Source organism: Phyllobacterium phragmitis (assembly GCF_002980495.1).
Taxonomy (GTDB): Bacteria; Pseudomonadota; Alphaproteobacteria; order Rhizobiales; family Rhizobiaceae; genus Paramesorhizobium; species Paramesorhizobium phragmitis.
This window is the reverse complement of sequence record NZ_PVBR01000004.1, coordinates 235,356-254,355: the sequence shown is the minus strand read 5'-3', so window position 1 is coordinate 254,355 and position 19,000 is coordinate 235,356. Positions and strand designations below refer to the sequence as shown.

At 60.2% G+C, this 19,000-nt stretch carries 22 protein-coding genes and 1 pseudogene; 16 read left to right on the top strand and 7 right to left on the bottom strand.

Annotated features, from left to right (window positions below):
* Positions 1 to 5 precede the first annotated feature (5 nt).
* The 4 genes and pseudogenes from C5748_RS07190 to C5748_RS07175 all read left to right on the top strand — a co-directional run bounded on the left by C5748_RS07190 (position 6) and on the right by C5748_RS07175 (position 2,902).
* Positions 6 to 704: a Tim44/TimA family putative adaptor protein gene (locus C5748_RS07190; protein WP_105741246.1), complete on the top strand. Its 699-nt coding sequence runs from the start codon at positions 6 to 8 to the stop codon at positions 702 to 704.
* A 45-nt stretch (positions 705 to 749) separates the two neighbouring features.
* A complete protein-coding gene (mltA, locus tag C5748_RS07185) occupies positions 750 to 1,862 on the top strand; it encodes a murein transglycosylase A (RefSeq protein ID WP_105741245.1) in 1,113 nt (370 codons plus the stop codon).
* Positions 1,863 to 2,160: 298 nt separating this feature from the next.
* Positions 2,161 to 2,514, top strand: a pseudogene (locus C5748_RS29420) (Smr/MutS family protein); the annotation flags it as partial.
* Between the two features lie 7 nt (positions 2,515 to 2,521).
* Positions 2,522 to 2,902 (top strand): helix-turn-helix domain-containing protein, encoded by a 381-nt coding sequence (locus C5748_RS07175; protein WP_105741243.1) that lies wholly within the window; start codon positions 2,522 to 2,524, stop codon positions 2,900 to 2,902.
* Here the strand turns inward: C5748_RS07175 and C5748_RS07170 are convergent.
* The 3 genes from C5748_RS07170 to hslV form a co-directional block, all read right to left on the bottom strand.
* Entirely contained in the window at positions 2,899 to 3,849 is a 951-nt protein-coding gene (locus C5748_RS07170; RefSeq protein ID WP_425350219.1) for a DUF1402 family protein, read from the bottom strand. The two genes, C5748_RS07175 and C5748_RS07170, sit on opposite strands and share 4 nt — an antisense overlap.
* 237 nt (positions 3,850 to 4,086) lie before the next feature.
* Positions 4,087 to 5,394, bottom strand: a complete 1,308-nt coding sequence (hslU, locus tag C5748_RS07165; protein WP_105741241.1) for an ATP-dependent protease ATPase subunit HslU — start codon at positions 5,392 to 5,394, stop codon at positions 4,087 to 4,089.
* Between the two features lie 224 nt (positions 5,395 to 5,618).
* Positions 5,619 to 6,173: an ATP-dependent protease subunit HslV gene (gene hslV, locus C5748_RS07160; protein ID WP_105741240.1), complete on the bottom strand. Its 555-nt coding sequence runs from the start codon at positions 6,171 to 6,173 to the stop codon at positions 5,619 to 5,621.
* Positions 6,174 to 6,388: 215 nt separating this feature from the next.
* On the opposite strand from hslV, the gene hisB reads away from it, so the two are divergent.
* From hisB to coaA, 7 genes are read left to right on the top strand one after another with little or no spacing between them, the layout of a single operon-like run.
* Entirely contained in the window at positions 6,389 to 6,997 is a 609-nt protein-coding gene (gene hisB / locus C5748_RS07155) for an imidazoleglycerol-phosphate dehydratase HisB (protein ID WP_105741391.1), read from the top strand.
* A gap of 2 nt (positions 6,998 to 6,999) precedes the next feature.
* A complete protein-coding gene (locus C5748_RS07150) occupies positions 7,000 to 7,491 on the top strand; it encodes a DUF2628 domain-containing protein (protein WP_158259822.1) in 492 nt (163 codons plus the stop codon).
* 3 nt (positions 7,492 to 7,494) lie between these two features.
* Entirely contained in the window at positions 7,495 to 8,145 is a 651-nt protein-coding gene (gene hisH, locus C5748_RS07145; protein WP_105741238.1) for an imidazole glycerol phosphate synthase subunit HisH, read from the top strand.
* The gene (gene hisA, locus C5748_RS07140) at positions 8,142 to 8,885 is read left to right on the top strand and encodes a 1-(5-phosphoribosyl)-5-[(5-phosphoribosylamino)methylideneamino]imidazole-4-carboxamide isomerase (protein WP_105741237.1); all 744 of its coding nucleotides are present in this window, start codon (positions 8,142 to 8,144) and stop codon (positions 8,883 to 8,885) included. The genes hisH and hisA overlap by 4 nt, the downstream gene beginning before the upstream one ends.
* The gene (gene hisF, locus C5748_RS07135) at positions 8,882 to 9,667 is read left to right on the top strand and encodes an imidazole glycerol phosphate synthase subunit HisF (RefSeq protein ID WP_105741236.1); all 786 of its coding nucleotides are present in this window, start codon (positions 8,882 to 8,884) and stop codon (positions 9,665 to 9,667) included. Before hisA ends, hisF begins: the two co-directional genes overlap by 4 nt.
* A 44-nt stretch (positions 9,668 to 9,711) precedes the next feature.
* Entirely contained in the window at positions 9,712 to 10,035 is a 324-nt protein-coding gene (locus C5748_RS07130) for a phosphoribosyl-ATP diphosphatase (protein ID WP_105741390.1), read from the top strand.
* A 16-nt stretch (positions 10,036 to 10,051) separates the two neighbouring features.
* Positions 10,052 to 11,020: a type I pantothenate kinase gene (gene coaA / locus C5748_RS07125; RefSeq protein WP_199194730.1), complete on the top strand. Its 969-nt coding sequence runs from the start codon at positions 10,052 to 10,054 to the stop codon at positions 11,018 to 11,020.
* Positions 11,021 to 11,190: 170 nt separating this feature from the next.
* Here the strand turns inward: coaA and C5748_RS07120 are convergent, their stop codons facing one another.
* From C5748_RS07120 to C5748_RS07105, 4 genes are all read right to left on the bottom strand, one after another.
* Positions 11,191 to 11,805 (bottom strand): alpha-ketoglutarate-dependent dioxygenase AlkB family protein, encoded by a 615-nt coding sequence (locus tag C5748_RS07120; RefSeq protein ID WP_105741235.1) that lies wholly within the window; start codon positions 11,803 to 11,805, stop codon positions 11,191 to 11,193.
* 82 nt (positions 11,806 to 11,887) lie between these two features.
* On the bottom strand, positions 11,888 to 12,337 hold the full coding sequence (gene lysM / locus C5748_RS07115) for a peptidoglycan-binding protein LysM (RefSeq protein WP_105741234.1): 450 nt from the start codon (positions 12,335 to 12,337) through the stop codon (positions 11,888 to 11,890).
* A gap of 87 nt (positions 12,338 to 12,424) precedes the next feature.
* Entirely contained in the window at positions 12,425 to 12,862 is a 438-nt protein-coding gene (gene arfB / locus C5748_RS07110) for an alternative ribosome rescue aminoacyl-tRNA hydrolase ArfB (RefSeq protein WP_105741233.1), read from the bottom strand.
* Positions 12,863 to 12,979: 117 nt separating this feature from the next.
* The gene (locus tag C5748_RS07105) at positions 12,980 to 14,590 is read right to left on the bottom strand and encodes a phosphoenolpyruvate carboxykinase (RefSeq protein ID WP_105741232.1); all 1,611 of its coding nucleotides are present in this window, start codon (positions 14,588 to 14,590) and stop codon (positions 12,980 to 12,982) included.
* A gap of 336 nt (positions 14,591 to 14,926) precedes the next feature.
* Here C5748_RS07105 and C5748_RS07100 point away from each other — a divergent pair, with 336 nt between their 5' ends.
* From C5748_RS07100 to C5748_RS07080, 5 genes are all read left to right on the top strand, one after another.
* Positions 14,927 to 15,646, top strand: a complete 720-nt coding sequence (locus C5748_RS07100; protein ID WP_199194729.1) for a response regulator transcription factor — start codon at positions 14,927 to 14,929, stop codon at positions 15,644 to 15,646.
* Positions 15,647 to 15,692: 46 nt separating this feature from the next.
* Positions 15,693 to 17,492, top strand: a complete 1,800-nt coding sequence (locus C5748_RS07095) for a sensor histidine kinase (RefSeq protein ID WP_105741388.1) — start codon at positions 15,693 to 15,695, stop codon at positions 17,490 to 17,492.
* A complete protein-coding gene (locus C5748_RS07090) occupies positions 17,492 to 17,971 on the top strand; it encodes an HPr kinase/phosphorylase (protein WP_105741230.1) in 480 nt (159 codons plus the stop codon). The genes C5748_RS07095 and C5748_RS07090 overlap by 1 nt, the downstream gene beginning before the upstream one ends.
* Before the next feature lie 246 nt (positions 17,972 to 18,217).
* On the top strand, positions 18,218 to 18,619 hold the full coding sequence (locus tag C5748_RS07085; protein WP_105741229.1) for a PTS sugar transporter subunit IIA: 402 nt from the start codon (positions 18,218 to 18,220) through the stop codon (positions 18,617 to 18,619).
* Positions 18,620 to 18,626: 7 nt separating this feature from the next.
* Complete coding sequence (locus C5748_RS07080) at positions 18,627 to 18,941, top strand: HPr family phosphocarrier protein (RefSeq protein ID WP_105741228.1); 315 nt, start codon at positions 18,627 to 18,629, stop codon at positions 18,939 to 18,941.
* Positions 18,942 to 19,000: the final 59 nt, after the last annotated feature.

Sequence of the window (19,000 nt, the reverse complement as noted above, 5' to 3'; positions counted from 1 at the left end):
ATGGTATGGAATTCTTCGATTTCGGGACGATTTTTTTCTTCGTAGCGGCGGTGATCATCTTTCTCCAGCTACGCAATGTCCTCGGCCGCCGCACCGGGAGCGAGCGGCCGCCTTTTGATCCCTATTCCGCCCGTGGCAAGGACGCCCAAAAGCCGGCCGCCAACGGTGACAATGTCGTCGCCCTGCCACGGCGGGCAGATACGGCCGAAAAGGATTTTGGCAGCATCGATGCTGTCTCACCGGTGGGGACGCCGCTCAATGAGGGCTTGCGCGCGATTCGCGCCGCCGATCCGTCCTTCGAGCCGGTGGGCTTTGTCGATGGCGCCAAGATGGCCTATGAGATGATCGTCATGTCGTTTGCCGATGGCGACCGCAAGGCCCTGAAGACTCTCCTTTCAAAGGACGTCTATGACGGGTTTGTTTCCGCCATCACCGAACGCGAGGCCCGCGGCGAAAAGGTCAATTCCTCCTTCGTCGGAATAGACAAGGCCGATATCGTCGGTGCCGAGATGAAAGGCAGCGAGGCTCATGTCACGGCGCGTATCGTCAGCCAGCTGATCTCCGCCACGCTGGACAAGGACGGCAAGCTCATCGATGGCGATCCGGATACCGTGGCCGAGATCAAGGATGTCTGGACATTCGCGCGCGATACCCGCTCCCGCGATCCCAATTGGAGACTTGTGGCCACGGAAGCCGAGGATTGATCTCCATCGGGCATATGCGGCCCCGAACGGAAGCAGGCATTGACGATGCTGTCCAGGCTTTTCAGGCCCGTCACCTATGCGGATTGTCCCGGTTGGGCCGAGGACGATCATGCAGCCGCTTTCGCGGCATTCCGCCGTTCGGCGTCCAGGGTTCTGGAGAAGCCTTATCGCAGCGGCAGCCTGGGCATCACCTTCGAATCCTTGGCGCCGGTTTTCGCCGCCGCGCGTGAACGTTCTGCCGACGCGACAGGGGATGGGCGCGCTGCAAGGTATTTCTTCGAAACGCATTTCCTTGCCTGCCTGTTGCAGCCGGAAAGCGGTGAAAACGGCTTCGTAACAGGCTTTTACGAGCCGGAAATTGCCGCATCTCCGGTAAAAACGGATGGTTTTTGCATTCCCGTTCATCGAAAGCCCGACGATCTCATCGAACTGGATGATCGCAGCCGTCCGGCACATATCGATCCATCCTTCGCTTTTGCCCGTCAAAGCGAAAACGGATTGATGCAATATCATGACCGCCGCGCCATCGAGACCGGGGCGCTCGACGGTCAGAACCTCGAAATCGCTTATGTTGAGGACCGGGTCGATGCGTTCTTTGCCCATGTGCAGGGCGCGGCGCGGCTCAACATGCCGGATGGCACTCTCAGGCGCATCACCTATGCCGCCAAGTCGGGCCACCCCTTCACCGGCCCGGGCCGGATATTGATCGAACTGGGCGAATTGCCCGAGCGCGATGTGACCATGCAGTCGATCCGCGCCTGGTTCCGAAAAAATCCGCATCGCATCGACGAAATCCTCCGGCGCAACCGCTCCTATATCTTCTTTCGTGAGGCTCCCGTCGAGGAACCGGAACTCGGTCCGATCGCTGCCGCCAAGGTGCCGCTGACGCCGGGGCGCTCCATCGCCGTCGATCGTCTGCTCCACACATTCGGCACGCCGTTCTTCATCGATGCGCCGGACCTGCAGGCTTTCGATCGCGGCAGCACTGCCGGCTTTCGCCGTCTGATGATCGCCCAGGATACCGGCTCGGCTATCGTCGGACCCGCACGCGGCGATCTTTTCGCCGGTTCGGGCGATGCGGCGGGCGAGATTGCCGGCGTGATCCGCAACAGGGCTGATTTTTATGCGCTGGTGCCGCGTGCGCTGATAGAGGGGTGAGATCATGACGCCCCGCGACAAATCACCGAAAAATACGTCGAACGAATTGCCCGGCCCGGAGCGGGATCCGCTACGGCCGGAAGACCGCATTCTATGGGAAACCGTCGCACGCACAGCCCGAAAGCTGAAACCGCAGCGCCGCAATCCGCCCAGGACACCGGATGATTTCGATCTCTGGGAGGCGGAAATCGGCGATCGCGAGCCGACCACATCACCGAAAGTTCAAAAGACCGCCCCTGTCCTGACCTCCGGCTCGAGCGCGAAGCAGGCGCTAAAACCGCGCGAGCCGCTTCCGCTCCATCCGCTCGACCGGACCACACATCGCAAGATTGCCAAGGGCAGGCTCTATATCGAAGCGCGCATCGATCTGCATGGTTTGACGCAGCGCGAGGCGCATGACCTTCTCTACGGCTTTCTTCTCGATGCGCGGGGGCGTGGCCTGCGCCATGTGCTGGTGATCACGGGCAAGGGCGCTTCTTCACGTAGCGAGGGCATATTGCGCCAGGCGGTGCCGCACTGGTTTTCGACACCCGCTTTCCGCATCCTGGTCAGCGCCTATGAGGATGCCGCGCGGCATCATGGCGGGCATGGCGCGCTCTATGTCCGTCTCCGCCGTATAGTGATGGGGGATCTGGGGATGAAGGAGCCATGACGCTGTTATGACGCCGTTTGGAAAACGCCTGCGCGAATTGCGCGAGGAGCGCAATATCTCGCAAAAGCAGATGGCCGCGGAAATCGGCGTTTCGGCGGCCTACCTCTCCGCGCTGGAGCATGGCCGCCGTGGCCAGCCGACCTGGGATCTGCTGCAGCGGATCATCACCTATTTCAACATCATCTGGGACGACGCCGAGGAACTGCAGCAACTGGCGATGATTTCCCATCCGCGTGTGGTGATCGATACGGCCGGCCTGTCGCCGGAAGCCACCGAGCTCGCCAATCTCATCGCTTCCGGCATCCGCATGATCGACCGCGAGACGATCCTCTCCCTGACCGATCAGGTCAAGGCGGCGAAGAAGCGGCGCAAGAGCATTCGCCTCTAAAACAAGGTCTTCAATTCGTCGAGCCTGTCGTTCACCAACCAGCCATAATAGTTTTCCTGCGGCAGGAGCGGTTCCTCGCCGGCGGCCTTGCGGCTGGCGTTCTTTCTGGCGAGATCGCGCGCGCGGCTATCGGCACCACCGGTGTTGTAGAGCGTGGCGGTGATGCCGGGATTCTTCGAAATATCGAAATCGGCGATCTGCCGGTAGGCATCGACTGCATGCTTCAAGGTCGCGGCGACATAGGGCAGCGTCAGATCGGGATCCATGATTGTCTTGTAGACCACGTTACCGCCATCGGCATCGAGCTTGGGAAGGCCTGAAATGCGGTTCACCATGTCCGACATCTGCAATGCAGTCAGCGGATTGATCTGGCCGAGGCCGAAGGTCTGCCCGGCATAGAAGGGCTGGAAGAAGACGGCGCTGAAGCGATTGTTGGGATAGGACCTGCCATCCACCGTCTTGCCGCGGAATTTGGCGTTCCAGACATTCTCCCGGCAATCCCAGAGCGAATAGCTGTCCCTGAATTGCGAGCAGACCGAAAATTCAGGCTTTTTGACGAATGCGCCGATCGACTCGCCCTTGTAGTCGAAGCTCACGCCCTGGCGCACATAGGCCATCGCCTTGACGTAATATGTCTGCAGCCGGTCATAGACATCGACATTATAGGTGTGCTCGCCGACGATGGCGCCGGCGATATGGATCGGATCCAGGCCATAGGCGGCAGCGGTGCTTTTGATCTTCGTGCGGAGCCGCCCGTCGGTTTTCAAGAGATTGTAGATCTTGCGGTATTTGGCTTCGTAGGTGGTCTTCAGGGCACGCGTGCGTTTGGCGGATGCACCGGGAATGTTCGGCTGCTCCACATGCCTGTTGCCCGGCGGCACGAGAATGGCCGCGCTCGCCGTCTCGCAAAAGGCGATCGGAAAGATAGTCGCGGCAAGAAGGCCCATGCCGGCGATGACGTTCAGTCGGCTTCTCATGTTTGCGTGGTCAGCCCCAAGGAGTATGCCCGGTTTCGGCCCGGAATTCGGTTGCAGGAGGTTGTCGGAAAATAGAAAACCCCCTCGCGCGAGTCGAGGGGGTTTTGCAATTAGTTTCAAACGATGCCGGAAAGACACAGTTCAGTGCGATCGCAGAGGCATTGTCTGCTTCGCCCGCACCCGTTCTTCTTGTAGAACCGCTTCTTCTTACAGTATGAAACGCGATAGATCCGCATTCTTGGCGAGATCGCCGATCCTTTCGCGAACATATTTCGCGTCGACGGCGAACGAACTGCCCGTCTTGTCGGGGGCGGAGAACGAAATTTCGTCCAGCACCCGTTCCATCACGGTCTGCAGCCGCCGGGCACCGATATTCTCGATGCTGGAATTGAGATCGACCGCGATATCGGCGAGAGCGTCGATGGCGTCGTCGGTGATTTCGAGCGTCACCTCTTCCGTCGCCATCAGTGCGATATACTGCTTGATCAGGCTTGCTTCCGTTTCCGTCAGGATGCTGCGGAAATCCTCGCGTGTCAGGGCGCTGAGTTCGACGCGGATCGGCAGGCGGCCCTGAAGCTCGGGAAGAAGGTCCGAGGGTTTGGACACATGGAACGCGCCCGATGCGATGAACAGGATGTGATCCGTCTTGATCGGACCGTATTTCGTCGCGACCGTGGTGCCCTCGACCAGCGGCAGGAGATCGCGCTGCACGCCTTCGCGCGAGACGCCTGCACCTCCGCCGCCATCCCGCGCCGCGATCTTGTCGATCTCGTCGAGGAAGACGATGCCGTCATCTTCGGTGGAGCGCAACGCTTCCTGCACCACCTGTTCCTGATCGAGCAGCTTGTCGGATTCGTCGTTGATGAGCAGACCGTAGGATTCCTTTACCGTCGTCTTGCGCATCTTGGTGCGCCCGCCCATCGCCTTGCCCAGCATGTCGCCGAGATTGAGCACGCCGATATTGGCGCCCGGCATTCCCGGTATCTCGAAATTGGGGATGCCGGAACCGGTGTCGGCGACCTCGACCTCGATCTCCTTGTCGTCGAGCAGGCCGTCGCGCAGCTTCTTGCGGAACGAGTCGCGCGTGGCTGGGCTCGCCGTCTTGCCGACGAGCGCGTCGAGCACGCGATCTTCCGCGTTGAGATGCGCCTTGGCCTTGACCTCCTCGCGCTTCTTCTCGCGCACCAGGCCGATGGCGACCTCGACCAGATCGCGGATGATCTGTTCGACATCGCGGCCGACATAGCCGACTTCGGTGAATTTCGTCGCTTCGACCTTGATGAAGGGCGCGCCGGCGAGCTTGGCCAGGCGGCGGGATATCTCCGTCTTGCCGACGCCCGTCGGGCCGATCATCAGGATGTTCTTCGGCATGACCTCTTCGCGCATCTGCCCTTCGAGCTGCTGCCGGCGCCAGCGGTTGCGCAGCGCGATGGCCACGGCGCGCTTGGCGTCTTTTTGCCCGATGATGAAGCGGTCGAGTTCGGAAACGATCTCGCGGGGAGAAAATGTTGTCATGGTTTCAAAGTTCCAATTCGCTGCTGCCTCATGGTGTGGAACGGATGCAGCAGCATGATCAGGTTGAGAGTTTAGGCTATCGCGGATGATCTTGCCGACAAGGGTGCATAACCAACCATATAGGTAACCTTGCCGTGAGATGAAATCCTGTGAGGCGCGCCGGAAAGATCGGCTTGAGGTCAGCGCCGCACGCCGCAATCATTCGCGCCCGTCTTTCATGCCGATCATTCGGCATCAAGACTTTCGATGATGACGTTGCCGTTGGTGTAGACACAGATATCGGCCGCGATCTGCATCGCCTTGCGGGCGATCTCCTCGGCGCTCGTATCGGTATCGATGAGCGCGCGCGCCGCGGCGAGCGCATAATTGCCACCCGAGCCGATCGCCATCACCCCGTGTTCCGGTTCCAGGACATCGCCCGTGCCGGTCAGCGCCAGCGTCACCTGTTTGTCGGCGACGAGCATCATCGCCTCGAGGCGGCGCAGATAACGGTCGGTGCGCCAATCCTTGGCGAGTTCGACGGAGGCGCGCATCAGCTGGTCGGGATATTGTTCGAGCTTGGATTCAAGCCTTTCGAGAAGCGTGAAGGCATCGGCGGTGGCGCCTGCGAACCCGGCGATCACATTGTCCTTGCCGATGCGGCGCACCTTGCGGGCATTGCCCTTCATGATCGTCTGGCCGAGCGAAACCTGCCCGTCGCCCGCGATCACCACGCGGCCAGCCTTGCGGATGGTGACGATGGTCGTGCCGTAAATGGTGGTGGGATTGTGTTCGATCATATGAAAACTCCTTGTAGCAGGTCCCTCATGCCCCTTGAGCGGCGACAATGCGGACCCCTTATGCGCAATCCATGCCCGGTATTCGCAATTTATGTATGATCGGATGAACGAAATGCAAACTGCTGCCGTTCATCTTGCTCCATCAAAGCGTTTGGCAAAATCCGCGACCTGTTCTAGAACGCGGATCACTAGGTGAACTGGCAGCGGGAATGATCATGGCCTCGAGCAGCGACCGCGTTGCGTCGGTCGAACGGACGACCAAGGAAACCAGCATCGCCGTTTCGGTCGATCTGGACGGCACCGGTGCATTCGATATATCCACCGGCGTCGGCTTCTTCGACCATATGCTGGAGCAGCTTTCGCGCCATTCGCTGATCGATATGAAGATCGCCGCCAAGGGTGATTTGCATATCGACGATCACCACACGGTGGAAGATGCAGGCATCGCCATCGGGCAGGCCGTCGCCAAGGCGCTGGGCGAGCGGCGCGGCATCATGCGCTATGCCTCGATCGACCTTGCCATGGACGAGACGCTGACGCGCGCCGCACTCGATGTGTCGGGCCGGCCGTTTCTCGTCTGGCAGGTGGAGTTCTCGGCGCCCAAGATCGGCACGTTCGATACCGAACTGGTGCGTGAATTCTTCCATGCGCTGGCGCAGAACGCCGGTATCACGCTGCATGTGACCAATCATTATGGCGCCAACAACCACCATATCGCCGAAACATGCTTCAAGGCGGTGGCGCGCGCGCTCAGGGCGGCGATCGAGGCCGATCCGCGCCAGATGAACGTGATCCCCTCGACAAAGGGGACGCTGAAGGGCTGATCATGGCAAGCTTCATCATCATGGAACCGCCTGAAAAAGCCGGGACAAACCCGGCGGAACGCACGCTTTTCGTCCGCGACGGATTTTCTCTCCTGGCGTTCATCCTGCCTTTCATATGGCTCCTGATCCATCGCCTGTGGTTCGAGGCGGCGCTCGTTCTGGCTGTAGCCGTAGCGCTGGGCTTTGTCGGTGATTACTGGAATCTTGGCGGCGCCGTCGCCGTCCTGTCGCTTCTGGTTTCGATACTGGTCGCGCTGGAAGCCAGCAATTGGCGCGTCGCTGCGCTCCGCCGCCGTGGTTACGTCGAAAAAGGCGTGATCGAGGCGACCGACCGGGCCGAAGCCGAAATCCGCTATTTCGCGGAAAGCGGTTCCAGCAACGACGCACCGGCCGTGGTTCCTGCCGCTGGCAAGCCAGTGGAACGCAGAGCCATGCCCACCCCCCCACGGCCGGGCGGAACGGTCGGCCTCGTCGGCTATCCCAGGGGAAATTGAACCGTGCGTGTCGCCATCATCGATTACGGCTCCGGCAATCTGCGCTCCGCGACGAAGGCTTTCGAGCGCGCCGCGCGTGAAAGCGGCATCAGCGCGCAAATCGAGCTTACCGCCGATGCCGAACGGGTGCGGACGGCGGACCGCATCGTCCTGCCGGGTGTCGGCGCCTATGCCGATTGCCGCCGCGGGCTCGATGCCGTGCCGGATATGACGCAAGCGGTGCAGGAAGTCGCGATCGAAAGGGCCCGCCCCTTCCTCGGCATCTGCGTCGGAATGCAGCTGATGTCGTCACGCGGGCTGGAAAAGACGATCACCGAGGGCTTCGGCTGGATCAAGGGCGATGTCCGAGAGATGACGCCGTCGGACCCGACGCTGAAGATTCCGCAGATCGGCTGGAACACGATTTACGTGAAACATTCGCATCCGCTGTTCGACGGCATCAGGACCGGAGCGGACGGGCTGCACGCCTATTTCGTCCATTCCTACATGTTCGACGCCGAAAATCCTGATGATGTGCTGGCGACGGCCGACTACGGCAGCCCGATCACCGCTGCAGTCGCGCATAACAATCTGGCGGGGACGCAATTCCACCCCGAAAAGAGCCAGGCGCTCGGCCTGGCCCTGATCGCCAATTTCCTGAAGTGGAAACCATGATCCTCTTTCCTGCCATCGATTTGAAAGACGGCCAGTGCGTGCGCCTGAAGCTCGGCGATATGGAGCAGGCAACCGTCTACAACACTGACCCCGCGAGCCAAGCGAAGGCCTTCGAGGACCAGGGTTTCGAATGGCTGCATGTGGTCGATCTGAATGGCGCGTTTGCCGGAACGAGCGTCAATGGCGCGGCGGTCGAGGCGATCCTCAAGGCGACGAAGAACCCGGTGCAACTTGGCGGCGGCATCCGCACGCTTGCGCACATCGAGAGCTGGCTGTCGAAGGGGCTGGCGCGCGTCATCCTCGGCACCGTCGCCGTGCGCGATCCGGCGCTGGTCATCGAGGCCTGCAAGGCATTTCCCGGCAAGGTCGCCGTCGGCATAGACGCCAAGGGCGGCAAGGTCGCTGTCGAGGGTTGGGCTGAAGCCTCCGAACTCCGCGTCATCGAGCTTGCCAAGAAATTCGAGGGCGCAGGCGTCGCGGCGATCATCTATACCGATATCGACCGCGACGGCGTTCTGGCCGGCATCAACTGGGAATCGACCTTGGCGCTGGCCGATGCTGTTTCCATCCCCGTCATCGCCTCGGGCGGCCTCGCCTCGATCGAAGACATCAGGCGCATGACCATGCCCGATGCAAGGAAACTCGAAGGCGCCATCTCCGGCCGCGCCCTTTATGACGGGCGCATCGATCCTGAGGAAGCATTGACGGTGTTGCGCCAGGCGAAGGAGCGTGCGGCATGACCCTCAAGGCCCGCGTCATCCCCTGCCTTGATGTGAAGGACGGCCGCGTCGTCAAGGGCGTCAATTTCGTCGATCTGATCGATGCCGGTGACCCGGTCGAGGCGGCGAAGGCTTATGACGCCGCGGGCGCGGACGAACTTTGCTTTCTCGACATCACCGCCTCCTCCGACAATCGCGAAACGATCTTCGATGTGGTGGCGCGCACGGCGGAGCAATGTTTCATGCCGCTGACCGTCGGCGGTGGGGTACGCGCCGTTGCCGATATCCGCAAGCTGCTCCTGGCCGGCGCCGACAAGGTATCGATCAATACGGCGGCGGTGAAGAATCCGGAATTCGTCGCCGAGGCCGCGGACAAATTCGGCAATCAGTGCATCGTCGTGGCGATCGACGCCAAGAAGGTTTCGGGGCCCGGTGAGACGGACCGCTGGGAGATATTCACCCATGGCGGACGCCAGGCGACGGGTATCGACGCGATCGATTTTGCCCAAAGGGTTGTCGATCTCGGCGCGGGAGAGATCCTGCTGACCTCGATGGACCGCGACGGCACCAAGGCCGGCTACGATATCGCGCTGACGCGGGCCGTTGCCGATGCCGTCCGCGCGCCGGTCATCGCGTCCGGCGGTGTCGGCGGTCTCGATGATCTGGTAACAGGCATTCGCGACGGCCACGCTACGGCGGTTCTCGCCGCATCGATTTTTCACTTCGGCACCTATACGATCGGTGAGGCGAAGCGCTATATGGCGGAAGCCGGAATTCCAATGCGGCTCGATCCGGCCGTATGATCAATGCCTTAACCGAGCGCGGCCAGGCCCGGCCGGGAGGACAGATGACCGATTTCACCCTGAAGGATCTGGAGCGCATCGTGGCGGAGCGCGCCGCTGCAACGGACGGTTCGTCCTATACCGCGAGCCTGATCGCCAAGGGCATCGGCAAGGCCAGTCAAAAATTGGGCGAGGAAGCCGTCGAAACGGTGATCGCCGCGGTATCCGGCGATAAAAAGGGCGTCGTCACCGAAAGCGCTGATCTCCTCTATCACCTCATGGTCGTCTGGAAGATTTCCGGCGTCGACCTTTCGACCGTTCTGGCTGAACTGGAACGACGCACCGCGCAATCCGGCCTTGAGGAAAAGGCCGGACGAAAAGCCTCCTGAGAGGTTTGCGCGGCCTATGTGGGAATCCATGGATCAGCTTAGCCCCAGCAAATATTCGCCCTATCGCCTGTTTTCAGCGGAGGAATGGGCGGAATTTCGCGCCGACACGCCGCTGACGCTCACCTATGACGAGGTCAAGCGGCTGCGCTCGCTGGGCGATCCGATCGATCTCGACGAAGTACGGCGCATCTATCTCTCGCTGTCGCGGCTTCTTTCGGCGCATGTCGAGGCGAGCCAGCTTTTGTTCCGCCAGCGCCAGCAATTCCTCAATATGGACGACGCGGTGAAGACGCCGTTCATCATCGGCATCGCCGGATCGGTGGCGGTCGGAAAATCGACGACGGCGCGTGTCCTCAAGGAACTCCTCGCCCGTTGGCCCTCGAGCCCCAAGGTCGACCTGGTGACGACCGACGGCTTTCTCTATCCGAACGCCGTCCTGCGCGCCGAGAATTTGATGGAGCGCAAGGGTTTTCCCGATAGTTACGATGTCGGCGCCGTCCTGCGCTTCCTCTCCTCGATCAAGGCGGGGATGAGCAATGTCCGCGCGCCGGTCTATTCGCATCTGACCTATGACGTGGTGCCGGATGAATATGTCGTCATCGATCGCCCCGACATCCTGATTTTCGAAGGCATCAACGTTTTGCAGGTCCGTGATCTCCCTGAAGATGGAAAGACGGTGCCCTTCGTTTCCGATTTCTTCGATTTCTCGATCTATATCGATGCGGAAACCGCGCAGATCCGCAAATGGTATGCCGACCGTTTCATGCGGTTACGCGAAACCGCCTTCCGCGATCCGCAATCCTTCTTCCACCGCTATTCCCAGCTTTCCGAGGAAGCGGCGTTCTCCATCGCCGAAGGGCTGTGGAACAACATCAACCTGAAGAATTTGAAAGAGAACATCCTGCCGACCCGCCCGCGCGCCGACCTGATCCTGCGCAAAGGCAACGACCATCTGGTCGAGGAAGTGGCGTTGAGGAAAATTTAAGGCAGTTCATTTTCAGACGAAAACGATGCGTTCAGGCATTCCTCAATCTTGACGGTGGCGGCCTTACGATGGCAGCGTTCCAACTGTAGCAACAGCGGCCTCGTCATCTCCACAGTTCCGGCGGTGCGGGATGATTTAAGGCTAGATGATTCCATCAAAACAGGAACCGCCTAGGGCTTCGTCACCCGGCGCATGGTCAGATTGATCCGTCCGCCGTTTTTCAGCAAGGTCGAGGTGGAGGGATAGATGCGGTCGACGCCATGAAAGGCAAGCCGCGCCTCGCCGCCGAGCACGACGACATCGCCGCTCTTCAGCCGGAAGGATTGCGTTCCGTCTCCGCGTTTCGTGCCGCCCACCCGGAAAAGGCAGGTGTCGCCGAGCGAGACGGAAACCACCGGCGCATCGAATTCGCTTTCGTCGCTGTCCTGATGCAGACCCATCTTCGCGGAACCTGAATAGAAATTGATCAGGCAGGCTTCCGGCTGATGCGGATAATCGGCAACGTCGTGCCAGAGCGCCAGCAGCATATCAGGGATTTCAGGCCATGGCCGTCCGGTTACCGGATGCATTGACTGGTAGCGATAGCCGCGTTGCTTGTCCGTCACCCAGCCGAGCGGACCGCAATTGGTCATGCGAACGCTCATTTCCTTGCCGGTCTTCGGCATGGCCGGGATGAAGAGCGGAGCTTCCACAACGATTTTTCGGATCGCCTCGACCAGCGCTTCCTGCCCGGTTCGATCGAAATGATCCGGGAGATAACGCAGGCCGGTCGGCAAATCCGTCATGATGCGTAAAAGCTCACATGCCCGGTCGATGTTGGCGCGAATTACGGTGAATCCGCGCCAATTCGCCTATTGTCTATCTCAATCAGCTCAGCGGAGGAATGCGGAGCACCTGACCCGGATAAATTTTGTTCGGATCGGTCAGCATCGGCTTGTTGGCCTCGAAGATGAGATTGTTCTTCGCGCCATTGCCCTTGCCATACTCCGCTTCGGCGATTTTCCAGAGATTGTCGCCCCTCTTGACCGTATAGAGGACCGGCGTCTGAGCGGGCGCGCCGGCGCCGACTTTCAAATCAGATGCCTCGACCTTGGAAACACCGAGCGAGTTGCCGACCGCGACAACCGCTTTTTCAAAAGTCGACTGGTCCTTCACATCGCCTTTCAGGACCGCCTTGTCGCCGTCGACGCTCACCTGCACACCTTTGGTGCCGAGATCGTGCGAATCGAGTTCCTTCTTCAAATCGCCGGCCTGCGGTGCACCATCGCCCAAGCCCAGTTTGGTTCCAACAGATTTGACAAAGTCGAATATGCTCATCTTCCGATCTCCTTGGTCGTTGCAAATGAATCGCAGGTAATTTTCGCACTTAAATCCCCAAATGGGAAGAAGCAGCTACCCATAACATTAATCGCCCGTAACCCGTCCGCGCATCTTCTTGATATCGGAACGGCCGGATTTCGCCTTGAGACGCCGTTCGACGGAACCTTTTGAAGGTTTGGTCTTCCGACGCGGCGGCGGTGGCGGTTCGGCGGCTTCGGCGATCAGCGTGACGAGGCGTTTGCGCGCATCCTCGCGATTTCGCTCCTGCGTGCGGTAGCGGCTGGCCTCGATGAGGACGTCGCCGTCCTTGGTGGCGCGTTGCCCGGCAAGCTTGACAAGACGCTGAAAGATCTCGTCCGGCAGTCCCGCCTGCGTGGCCCTGAACCGCAATTGCACGGCGGTCGAGACCTTGTTGACGTTCTGCCCGCCGGGCCCCGCCGCACGAATGAACGTCTCCTCGAGGTCGTCCTCGTGGATGAAGATGCGTGCATTGATGCGGATCAGGCGGCGGTTTTGTTCCATGATGGCATCATATATAGCAGATCCGCCCGGAATATCTCTCTGTGCGGCAGGGCAAATCGGGGAAATAAAAGAACCCGGCGGTCTCCCGCCGGGCCTCCTCCTCCCCTGTTCCTGCCCCTATTCGGCGGCGAGCGCCAGGCCGGGGGCCGCTCCCCTCACCTCGCCGTCGACATGGCTTTCGAACTTCTCGAAATTGGCGACGAACATTGCGACCAGCTTTGCGGCCTGCGCATCATAGGCCGCCTTGTCGGACCAGGTGGAACGCGGGTCGAGAATGGCCGTATCGACGCCGGGTACGGAAACCGGCACGACGAAGCCGAAATTCGGATCGGTGCGGAATTCGGCGTTCTTCAGCGAGCCGTCGAGCGCGGCAGTCAGAAGCGCGCGCGTCGCCTTGATCGGCATGCGGCTGCCCGTGCCGTAAGTGCCGCCGGTCCAGCCGGTGTTGACCAGCCAGCAATCGACCTCGTGCTCGGCGATGAGCCGGCGCAGGAGATTGCCGTATTCGGATGGATGGCGCGGCATGAAGGGGGCGCCGAAACAGGTTGAAAAGGTCGCTTCGGGTTCAATGACGCCCTTTTCCGTTCCCGCCACCTTTGCGGTATAGCCGGACAGGAAGTGGTACATCGCCTGAGCCGGCGTCAGCCGCGCGATCGGCGGCAGTACGCCGAAGGCATCCGCCGTCAGCATGATGATGTTGCGGGGCTGGCCAGCCTTGCCTGTGGCGCTGGCGTTCGGGATGAAATCCAGGGGATAGGCGCAGCGTGTATTCTCGGTCAGTGACCCATCGTTGAAATCCGGCACACGGTTCTGGTCGAGCACGACATTTTCCAGCACCGTACCGAAATGCCGCGTCGTGGCGAAGATTTCCGGCTCCGCTTGCGCCGAGAGCCGGATGGTCTTGGCGTAGCAGCCGCCCTCGAAATTGAAGACGCCCTGCGCGCCCCAGCCATGCTCGTCATCGCCGATCAGCGTGCGTCTCGGATCGGCGGAAAGCGTCGTCTTGCCGGTGCCGGACAGACCGAAGAACACCGCCGTGTCACCATCCGCGCTCTCGTTGGCAGAGCAATGCATCGGCATGACACCCTTGGGCGGCAGGACGTAGTTGAGCGCAGTGAAAACGGATTTCTTCATTTCGCCCGCATAGGAGGTTCCGCCGATCAGCACGATCATGCGGGTGAGATCCACTGCGATGATTGTTTCACTGCGGCAGCCGTGGCGTGCCGGATCGGCGCGGAAGGACGGCAGGTCGATGATCGTCATTTCAGGCACGAATGAAACAAGCTCGCTTTCCCTGGGGCGGATCAGCAGATTGCGGATGAACAGGGAATGCCAGGCATATTCGGTAATGACACGGGTGCGCAGGCTATAATTCGCATCGGCCCCGCCGATCAGATCCTGCACGAAAAGCTCTTTGCCCCCGGTCTGCTCGACGAAATCGGCGTGAAGTGCCTCGAAAGCCTCGCGGCTCATCGCCTTGTTGTTGTCCCACCAGACATGAGGGTCGGTATCGGCGTCGCGCACGATGAACTTGTCTTGCGCCGAGCGGCCCGTATGCTGGCCGGTACGGGCGACGAGCGCGCCATGGGCGGTAAGCTCCGCCTCATTACGGCGGATCGATTCCTCGTAAAGCTGTGCTGGTCCGAGATTATAAAAGACCGCTGAGATATCCTTCAGCCCTGAACTTTTGATGGAAGCGGCCGCATTGCGGATACCGGTCTCTTTCATTGTCTCTCCGCCATTCTGTCGAAAAAATTGATGAAGGGCTGTCCTTTGAGGAACTGGAAATGTCCAAAATGACCAGCCTGGATTTTTGACAACAGAAAAGCCGAATGATTTCAAATAAATAATCGATTTAAAAATCCTCAAAAAAAATTAAATCGTTTAATAATACCTATAGCGGGAAGATAGTGTGGATCAGCAACCCTCGCGGGTATGTTGTCGCAAGATTTGTTTTCATGGCAGGAAAAATGCTATGCCACATTTTGTACCTAATTTGTCCTGCACAAGCGCGTCGACCGAAATCATATTGCCGACTGTTTGACGTTTAAGGAGAGGCGCCGCATGAGGGAGATACCAGCAATGCAGACGATTGCGCTCGTTGACGACGACCGCAACATTCTGACCTCGGTTTCCATTGCGCTGGAATCGGAGGGTTATCGGGTCGAGACATACACCGATGGCGCCTCGGCGCTGGACGGCCTGACGGCGCGTCCGCCCAATCTCGCGATCTTCGACATCAAGATGCCGCGCATGGACGGCATGGAGCTTCTGCGCCGCCTGCGCCAGAAATCCGACCTGCCCGTCATCTTCCTGACCTCCAAGGATGACGAGATCGACGAGCTTTTCGGGTTGAAGATGGGCGCCGACGATTTCATCACCAAACCGTTCTCGCAGCGGCTCCTCGTCGAACGCGTCAAGGCGGTTCTGCGCCGCGTTGCGGCACGCGACGGCACGGTGAAGCCGGTTGGCCAGCAGGCGAAATCGTTGGAACGCGGTCAACTCGTCATGGACCAGGAACGCCACACCTGCACCTGGAAGGGCGAGCCGGTGACGCTGACGGTCACCGAATTTCTCATCCTGCATTCCCTGGCGCAGCGCCCCGGTGTCGTGAAAAGCCGTGACGCGCTGATGGATGCAGCTTATGATGAACAGGTATATGTTGACGATCGTACCATCGATAGCCATATCAAGCGCCTTCGCAAGAAGTTCAAGGCGGTCGATGACAGCTTCGAGATGATCGAAACGCTTTATGGGGTTGGATACCGCTTCCGCGAGGCCTGATCGCTTCGCCTCAGGCGGAGCCGAAACAGGAATTACGATCCGCAATATGGTGGCAGAAGCCGAGAATAGTGCCGTCACAGACGTCAGCAGGGAACGCCGCGCCCGCCGGCAGCGTTCGCTGTTTTTGCGCCACCTGTTCTCGCCTGCGCACCATTTGCTGGACCATTATGTCTTTTCCAGCCTCACGCGCCGCATTTTGTTTCTCAATCTGGCGGCCTTGGCGGTGCTGGTTTCCGGCATCATGTATCTCAACCAGTTCCGCGATGGGCTGATCGACGCCAAGATCGAAAGCCTGATGACCCAGGGCGAGATCATCGCCGGCGCCATCGCGGCCTCGGCGACGGTCGATACCAATTCGATCGCCATCGATCCGGAAAAGCTGCTCGAGCTGCAGGCCGGGCAAAGCATCACCCCTTCCCCCGATTCGCCTGACAATTGGGAGTTCCCGATCAATCCGGAGCGGGTGGCGCCGCTCTTGCGGCGGCTGATCTCGCCAACCAGCACGCGCGCCCGCATCTATGACCGCGATACCAATCTGCTGCTCGATTCGAGCCGCCTCTACTCCTATTCGCGTGGGCAGGTGTTGCGCTACGATCTTCCGCCGCTCGAAGCCGACGAGCCTGGGCTTTTCGAACGCTTCAGCAACTGGTTCTGGCATTTCTTCCAGACAGGCGATTTGCCGCTCGACCAGGAGCAGCCGGGCGGTAGCGGCTCGGCCTTTCCGGAGGTTGTCAAGGCTTTGACCGGCTCTCCCGCCACGGCGCAGCGCCGCAACGAGCAGGGCGAATTGGTCGTGTCGGTCGCTGTTCCCGTTCAGCGCTTCCGGGCGGTTCTTGGTGTGCTGCTGCTCTCGACCGAGGGCGGCGACATCGACAAAATCGTGCAGGGCGAACGCCAGGCCATTTTCCGTGTGTTCGCGGTCGTATCCGTGGTCATGGTGATCCTGTCGCTGTTCCTGGCCTCGACGATCGCCAATCCGCTGCGCCGGTTGTCGGCCGCGGCTGACCGCGTTCGCTACGGCGTCAAGAAGCGCGTCGAAATACCGGATTTCTCCGACCGGCAGGATGAGGTCGGCCATCTCTCCACCTCGATCCGCGACATGACCAATGCGCTTTATGCCCGCATCGACGCTATCGAGAATTTCGCCGCCGATGTCAGCCATGAGCTGAAGAACCCGCTGACCTCGCTTAGAAGCGCGGTCGAGACGTTACCGCTCGCCAAGACGGAGGAGTCGCGCAACCGCCTGCTTGATATCATCCAGCATGATGTGCGACGCCTCGACCGGCTCATCACCGATATTTCCGACGCTTCGCGTCTTGATGCGGAGTTGGCGCGCGAGCATTCGGAAGGCGTCGATCTCAAAGCGCTCCTCACCAATCTGGTTTCGGCAGCGCAGGAGGTGCGGCGCAACAAATCCGGGACGAAGGTCGAACTGAAGGTCGGCAAGCTTCCGCCGGGGCGCAAGGGCTTTTTCGTTTCCGGACACGATTTGCGGCTTAGCCAGGTCGTCTCGAATCTCGTCGAGAATGCACGCTCCTTCGTGCCGGAGGATATGGGCAAGATCACCGTGTCCCTCAATTATTCCGGCAATCGGATTCACATCATTGTCGAGGACAACGGTCCGGGCATCAGTGCGGAGAACATCGAGCGCATTTTCGAACGCTTCTATACGGACAGGCCTTCAGCGGAAGCCTTCGGCCAGAATTCCGGTCTTGGCCTCTCCATCAGCCGCCAGATCGTCGAGGCGCATGGTGGCACGCTGACGGCGGAAAATACGGTCGATCCGGCCTCCCCTGAAAATTACCTCGGCGCGCGCTTCATCGTTGATCTCCCGGCCGAGGCGTGATGGCTGACGGTGTCGGCGAGAATGTTCATGCAACATCGCTTCTGGTCGCCGATCGCGGCGTTTTGATCACCGGCGCTTCGGGCGCCGGAAAATCGGCGCTGGCGCTTGCGCTGATCACGGCGCAGCGGGCGACTGGCCGCTTTGCCGCGCTCGTTTCGGACGACCGCACCATCCTGCGCGCGGTAAACGGCCGGCTTTTGGCATCTGCGCCGCGGACGCTCGCAGGCGGCATCGAGGTGCGCGGCGCGGGATTGTTCGCCATGGCTCACGAAAAGGCCGCCATCATCCATCTCCTGGTCGATCTCGTTCCTGCCGAAGCGGCGATGCGCTATCCCGATGGCGCTGAACGGACCCTCTGCGGGATAACACGTCCCCTGCTCGTGCTGCCATCCCTGGCCTTCGGACAGAGCGAATCGCTTACCTGCCGCGCTGTCGAAGCGGCACTTTTCATGCCGCCATGGCCGTCAGAGGCTATCTGAACCCGCCCAAAAACCACTTGAAGCACGCGGATACCGGCAAAGCCATGGAGAATCGGGCCCCTGTGTTGCTGCGCTGCGGCATATCGGCTAAATCAAGGCAAGCGGGAGATTTTTAACTTGATATCGCATTTTCGGCTGCCAAGATGTGCAACCTGCCGGGGATGGGTGTTGTTGGGTGGCCACAGGCGCTTGCGGGGTTTTGAATATTTCATGTCGGTGCAGGCGCATGACGGGAGCAGTTTGAGAATGATCGGACTCGTGCTTGTGACGCACGGAAGGCTGGCCGAAGAGTTTTATCATGCAGTCGAGCATGTTGTCGGCCCCCAGGAGAATTTCGAAACCGTTTGCATCGGCGCGGAAGACGACATGGAACAGCGTCGCCGCGATATCGTGGATGCCATAGGACGCGCCGATCAGGGGCAGGGTGTCATCATCCTGACCGATATGTTCGGCGGAACCCCCTCCAATCTGGCGATCTCGGTGATGAAGCCTGGAAAGGTCGAGGTGATTGCCGGCGTCAATCTCCCCATGCTGATCAAGCTTTCCAGCGTCCGCGTGGCCGGCGAGATGCAGACGGCCCTGCGCGAGGCGCAGGAAGCGGGCCGCAAATACATCAATGTCGCAAGCCAGGTTCTGACGGGGAAATAGCAAGCCGATGCATATCGCCAATCTTGCGACCGGAACCTATGACGATGCGGCAGCGCTCAGGCGATCTTTCGAGATATTGAACAAACGCGGTCTGCACGCACGCGCATCGGCGAAATTCGTTCAGCTCGTCGACAGTTTCGATGCACATGTCAGGGTCGAAAAGGACGGTGTGGTTGTCGGTGGCACGTCCATCATGGGGCTGATGATGCTCGCCGCCTCGCCCGGTTGCTGCATCGACGTCAGCGCATCAGGTGTCCAGGCGAAAGAGGTTCTGGATGCGCTGCAGGAACTGATCGAAAACAAGTTCGGCGAAGACGCCTGATCTCCCGCCTGACCGCCCGCGAATGTCGCGCATCCAATTCATATGCACGCATAAAGATT

Bases quoted from the DNA above. Each gene is read 5' to 3' on its own strand.
- coaA (WP_199194730.1), top strand. From the start codon at position 10,052: ATGTGGGAATCCATGGATCAGCTTAGCCCCAGCAAATATTCGCCCTAT.
- arfB (WP_105741233.1), bottom strand. From the start codon at position 12,862: ATGGAACAAAACCGCCGCCTGATCCGCATCAATGCACGCATCTTCATC.
- C5748_RS07170 (WP_425350219.1), bottom strand. From the start codon at position 3,849: ATGGGCCTTCTTGCCGCGACTATCTTTCCGATCGCCTTTTGCGAGACG.
- hslU (WP_105741241.1), bottom strand. From the start codon at position 5,394: ATGACAACATTTTCTCCCCGCGAGATCGTTTCCGAACTCGACCGCTTC.
- hisB (WP_105741391.1), top strand. From the start codon at position 6,389: ATGGCCTCGAGCAGCGACCGCGTTGCGTCGGTCGAACGGACGACCAAG.
- lysM (WP_105741234.1), bottom strand. From the start codon at position 12,337: ATGAGCATATTCGACTTTGTCAAATCTGTTGGAACCAAACTGGGCTTG.
- C5748_RS07100 (WP_199194729.1), top strand. From the start codon at position 14,927: ATGAGGGAGATACCAGCAATGCAGACGATTGCGCTCGTTGACGACGAC.
- mltA (WP_105741245.1), top strand. From the start codon at position 750: ATGCTGTCCAGGCTTTTCAGGCCCGTCACCTATGCGGATTGTCCCGGT.
- C5748_RS07150 (WP_158259822.1), top strand. From the start codon at position 7,000: ATGGCAAGCTTCATCATCATGGAACCGCCTGAAAAAGCCGGGACAAAC.
- C5748_RS07175 (WP_105741243.1), top strand. From the start codon at position 2,522: ATGACGCCGTTTGGAAAACGCCTGCGCGAATTGCGCGAGGAGCGCAAT.
- C5748_RS07130 (WP_105741390.1), top strand. From the start codon at position 9,712: ATGACCGATTTCACCCTGAAGGATCTGGAGCGCATCGTGGCGGAGCGC.
- hisF (WP_105741236.1), top strand. From the start codon at position 8,882: ATGACCCTCAAGGCCCGCGTCATCCCCTGCCTTGATGTGAAGGACGGC.
- C5748_RS07190 (WP_105741246.1), top strand. From the start codon at position 6: ATGGAATTCTTCGATTTCGGGACGATTTTTTTCTTCGTAGCGGCGGTG.
- hisA (WP_105741237.1), top strand. From the start codon at position 8,142: ATGATCCTCTTTCCTGCCATCGATTTGAAAGACGGCCAGTGCGTGCGC.
- hslV (WP_105741240.1), bottom strand. From the start codon at position 6,173: ATGATCGAACACAATCCCACCACCATTTACGGCACGACCATCGTCACC.
- C5748_RS07080 (WP_105741228.1), top strand. From the start codon at position 18,627: ATGCATATCGCCAATCTTGCGACCGGAACCTATGACGATGCGGCAGCG.
- C5748_RS07095 (WP_105741388.1), top strand. From the start codon at position 15,693: ATGGTGGCAGAAGCCGAGAATAGTGCCGTCACAGACGTCAGCAGGGAA.
- C5748_RS07085 (WP_105741229.1), top strand. From the start codon at position 18,218: ATGATCGGACTCGTGCTTGTGACGCACGGAAGGCTGGCCGAAGAGTTT.
- C5748_RS07120 (WP_105741235.1), bottom strand. From the start codon at position 11,805: ATGACGGATTTGCCGACCGGCCTGCGTTATCTCCCGGATCATTTCGAT.
- C5748_RS07090 (WP_105741230.1), top strand. From the start codon at position 17,492: ATGGCTGACGGTGTCGGCGAGAATGTTCATGCAACATCGCTTCTGGTC.
- C5748_RS07105 (WP_105741232.1), bottom strand. From the start codon at position 14,590: ATGAAAGAGACCGGTATCCGCAATGCGGCCGCTTCCATCAAAAGTTCA.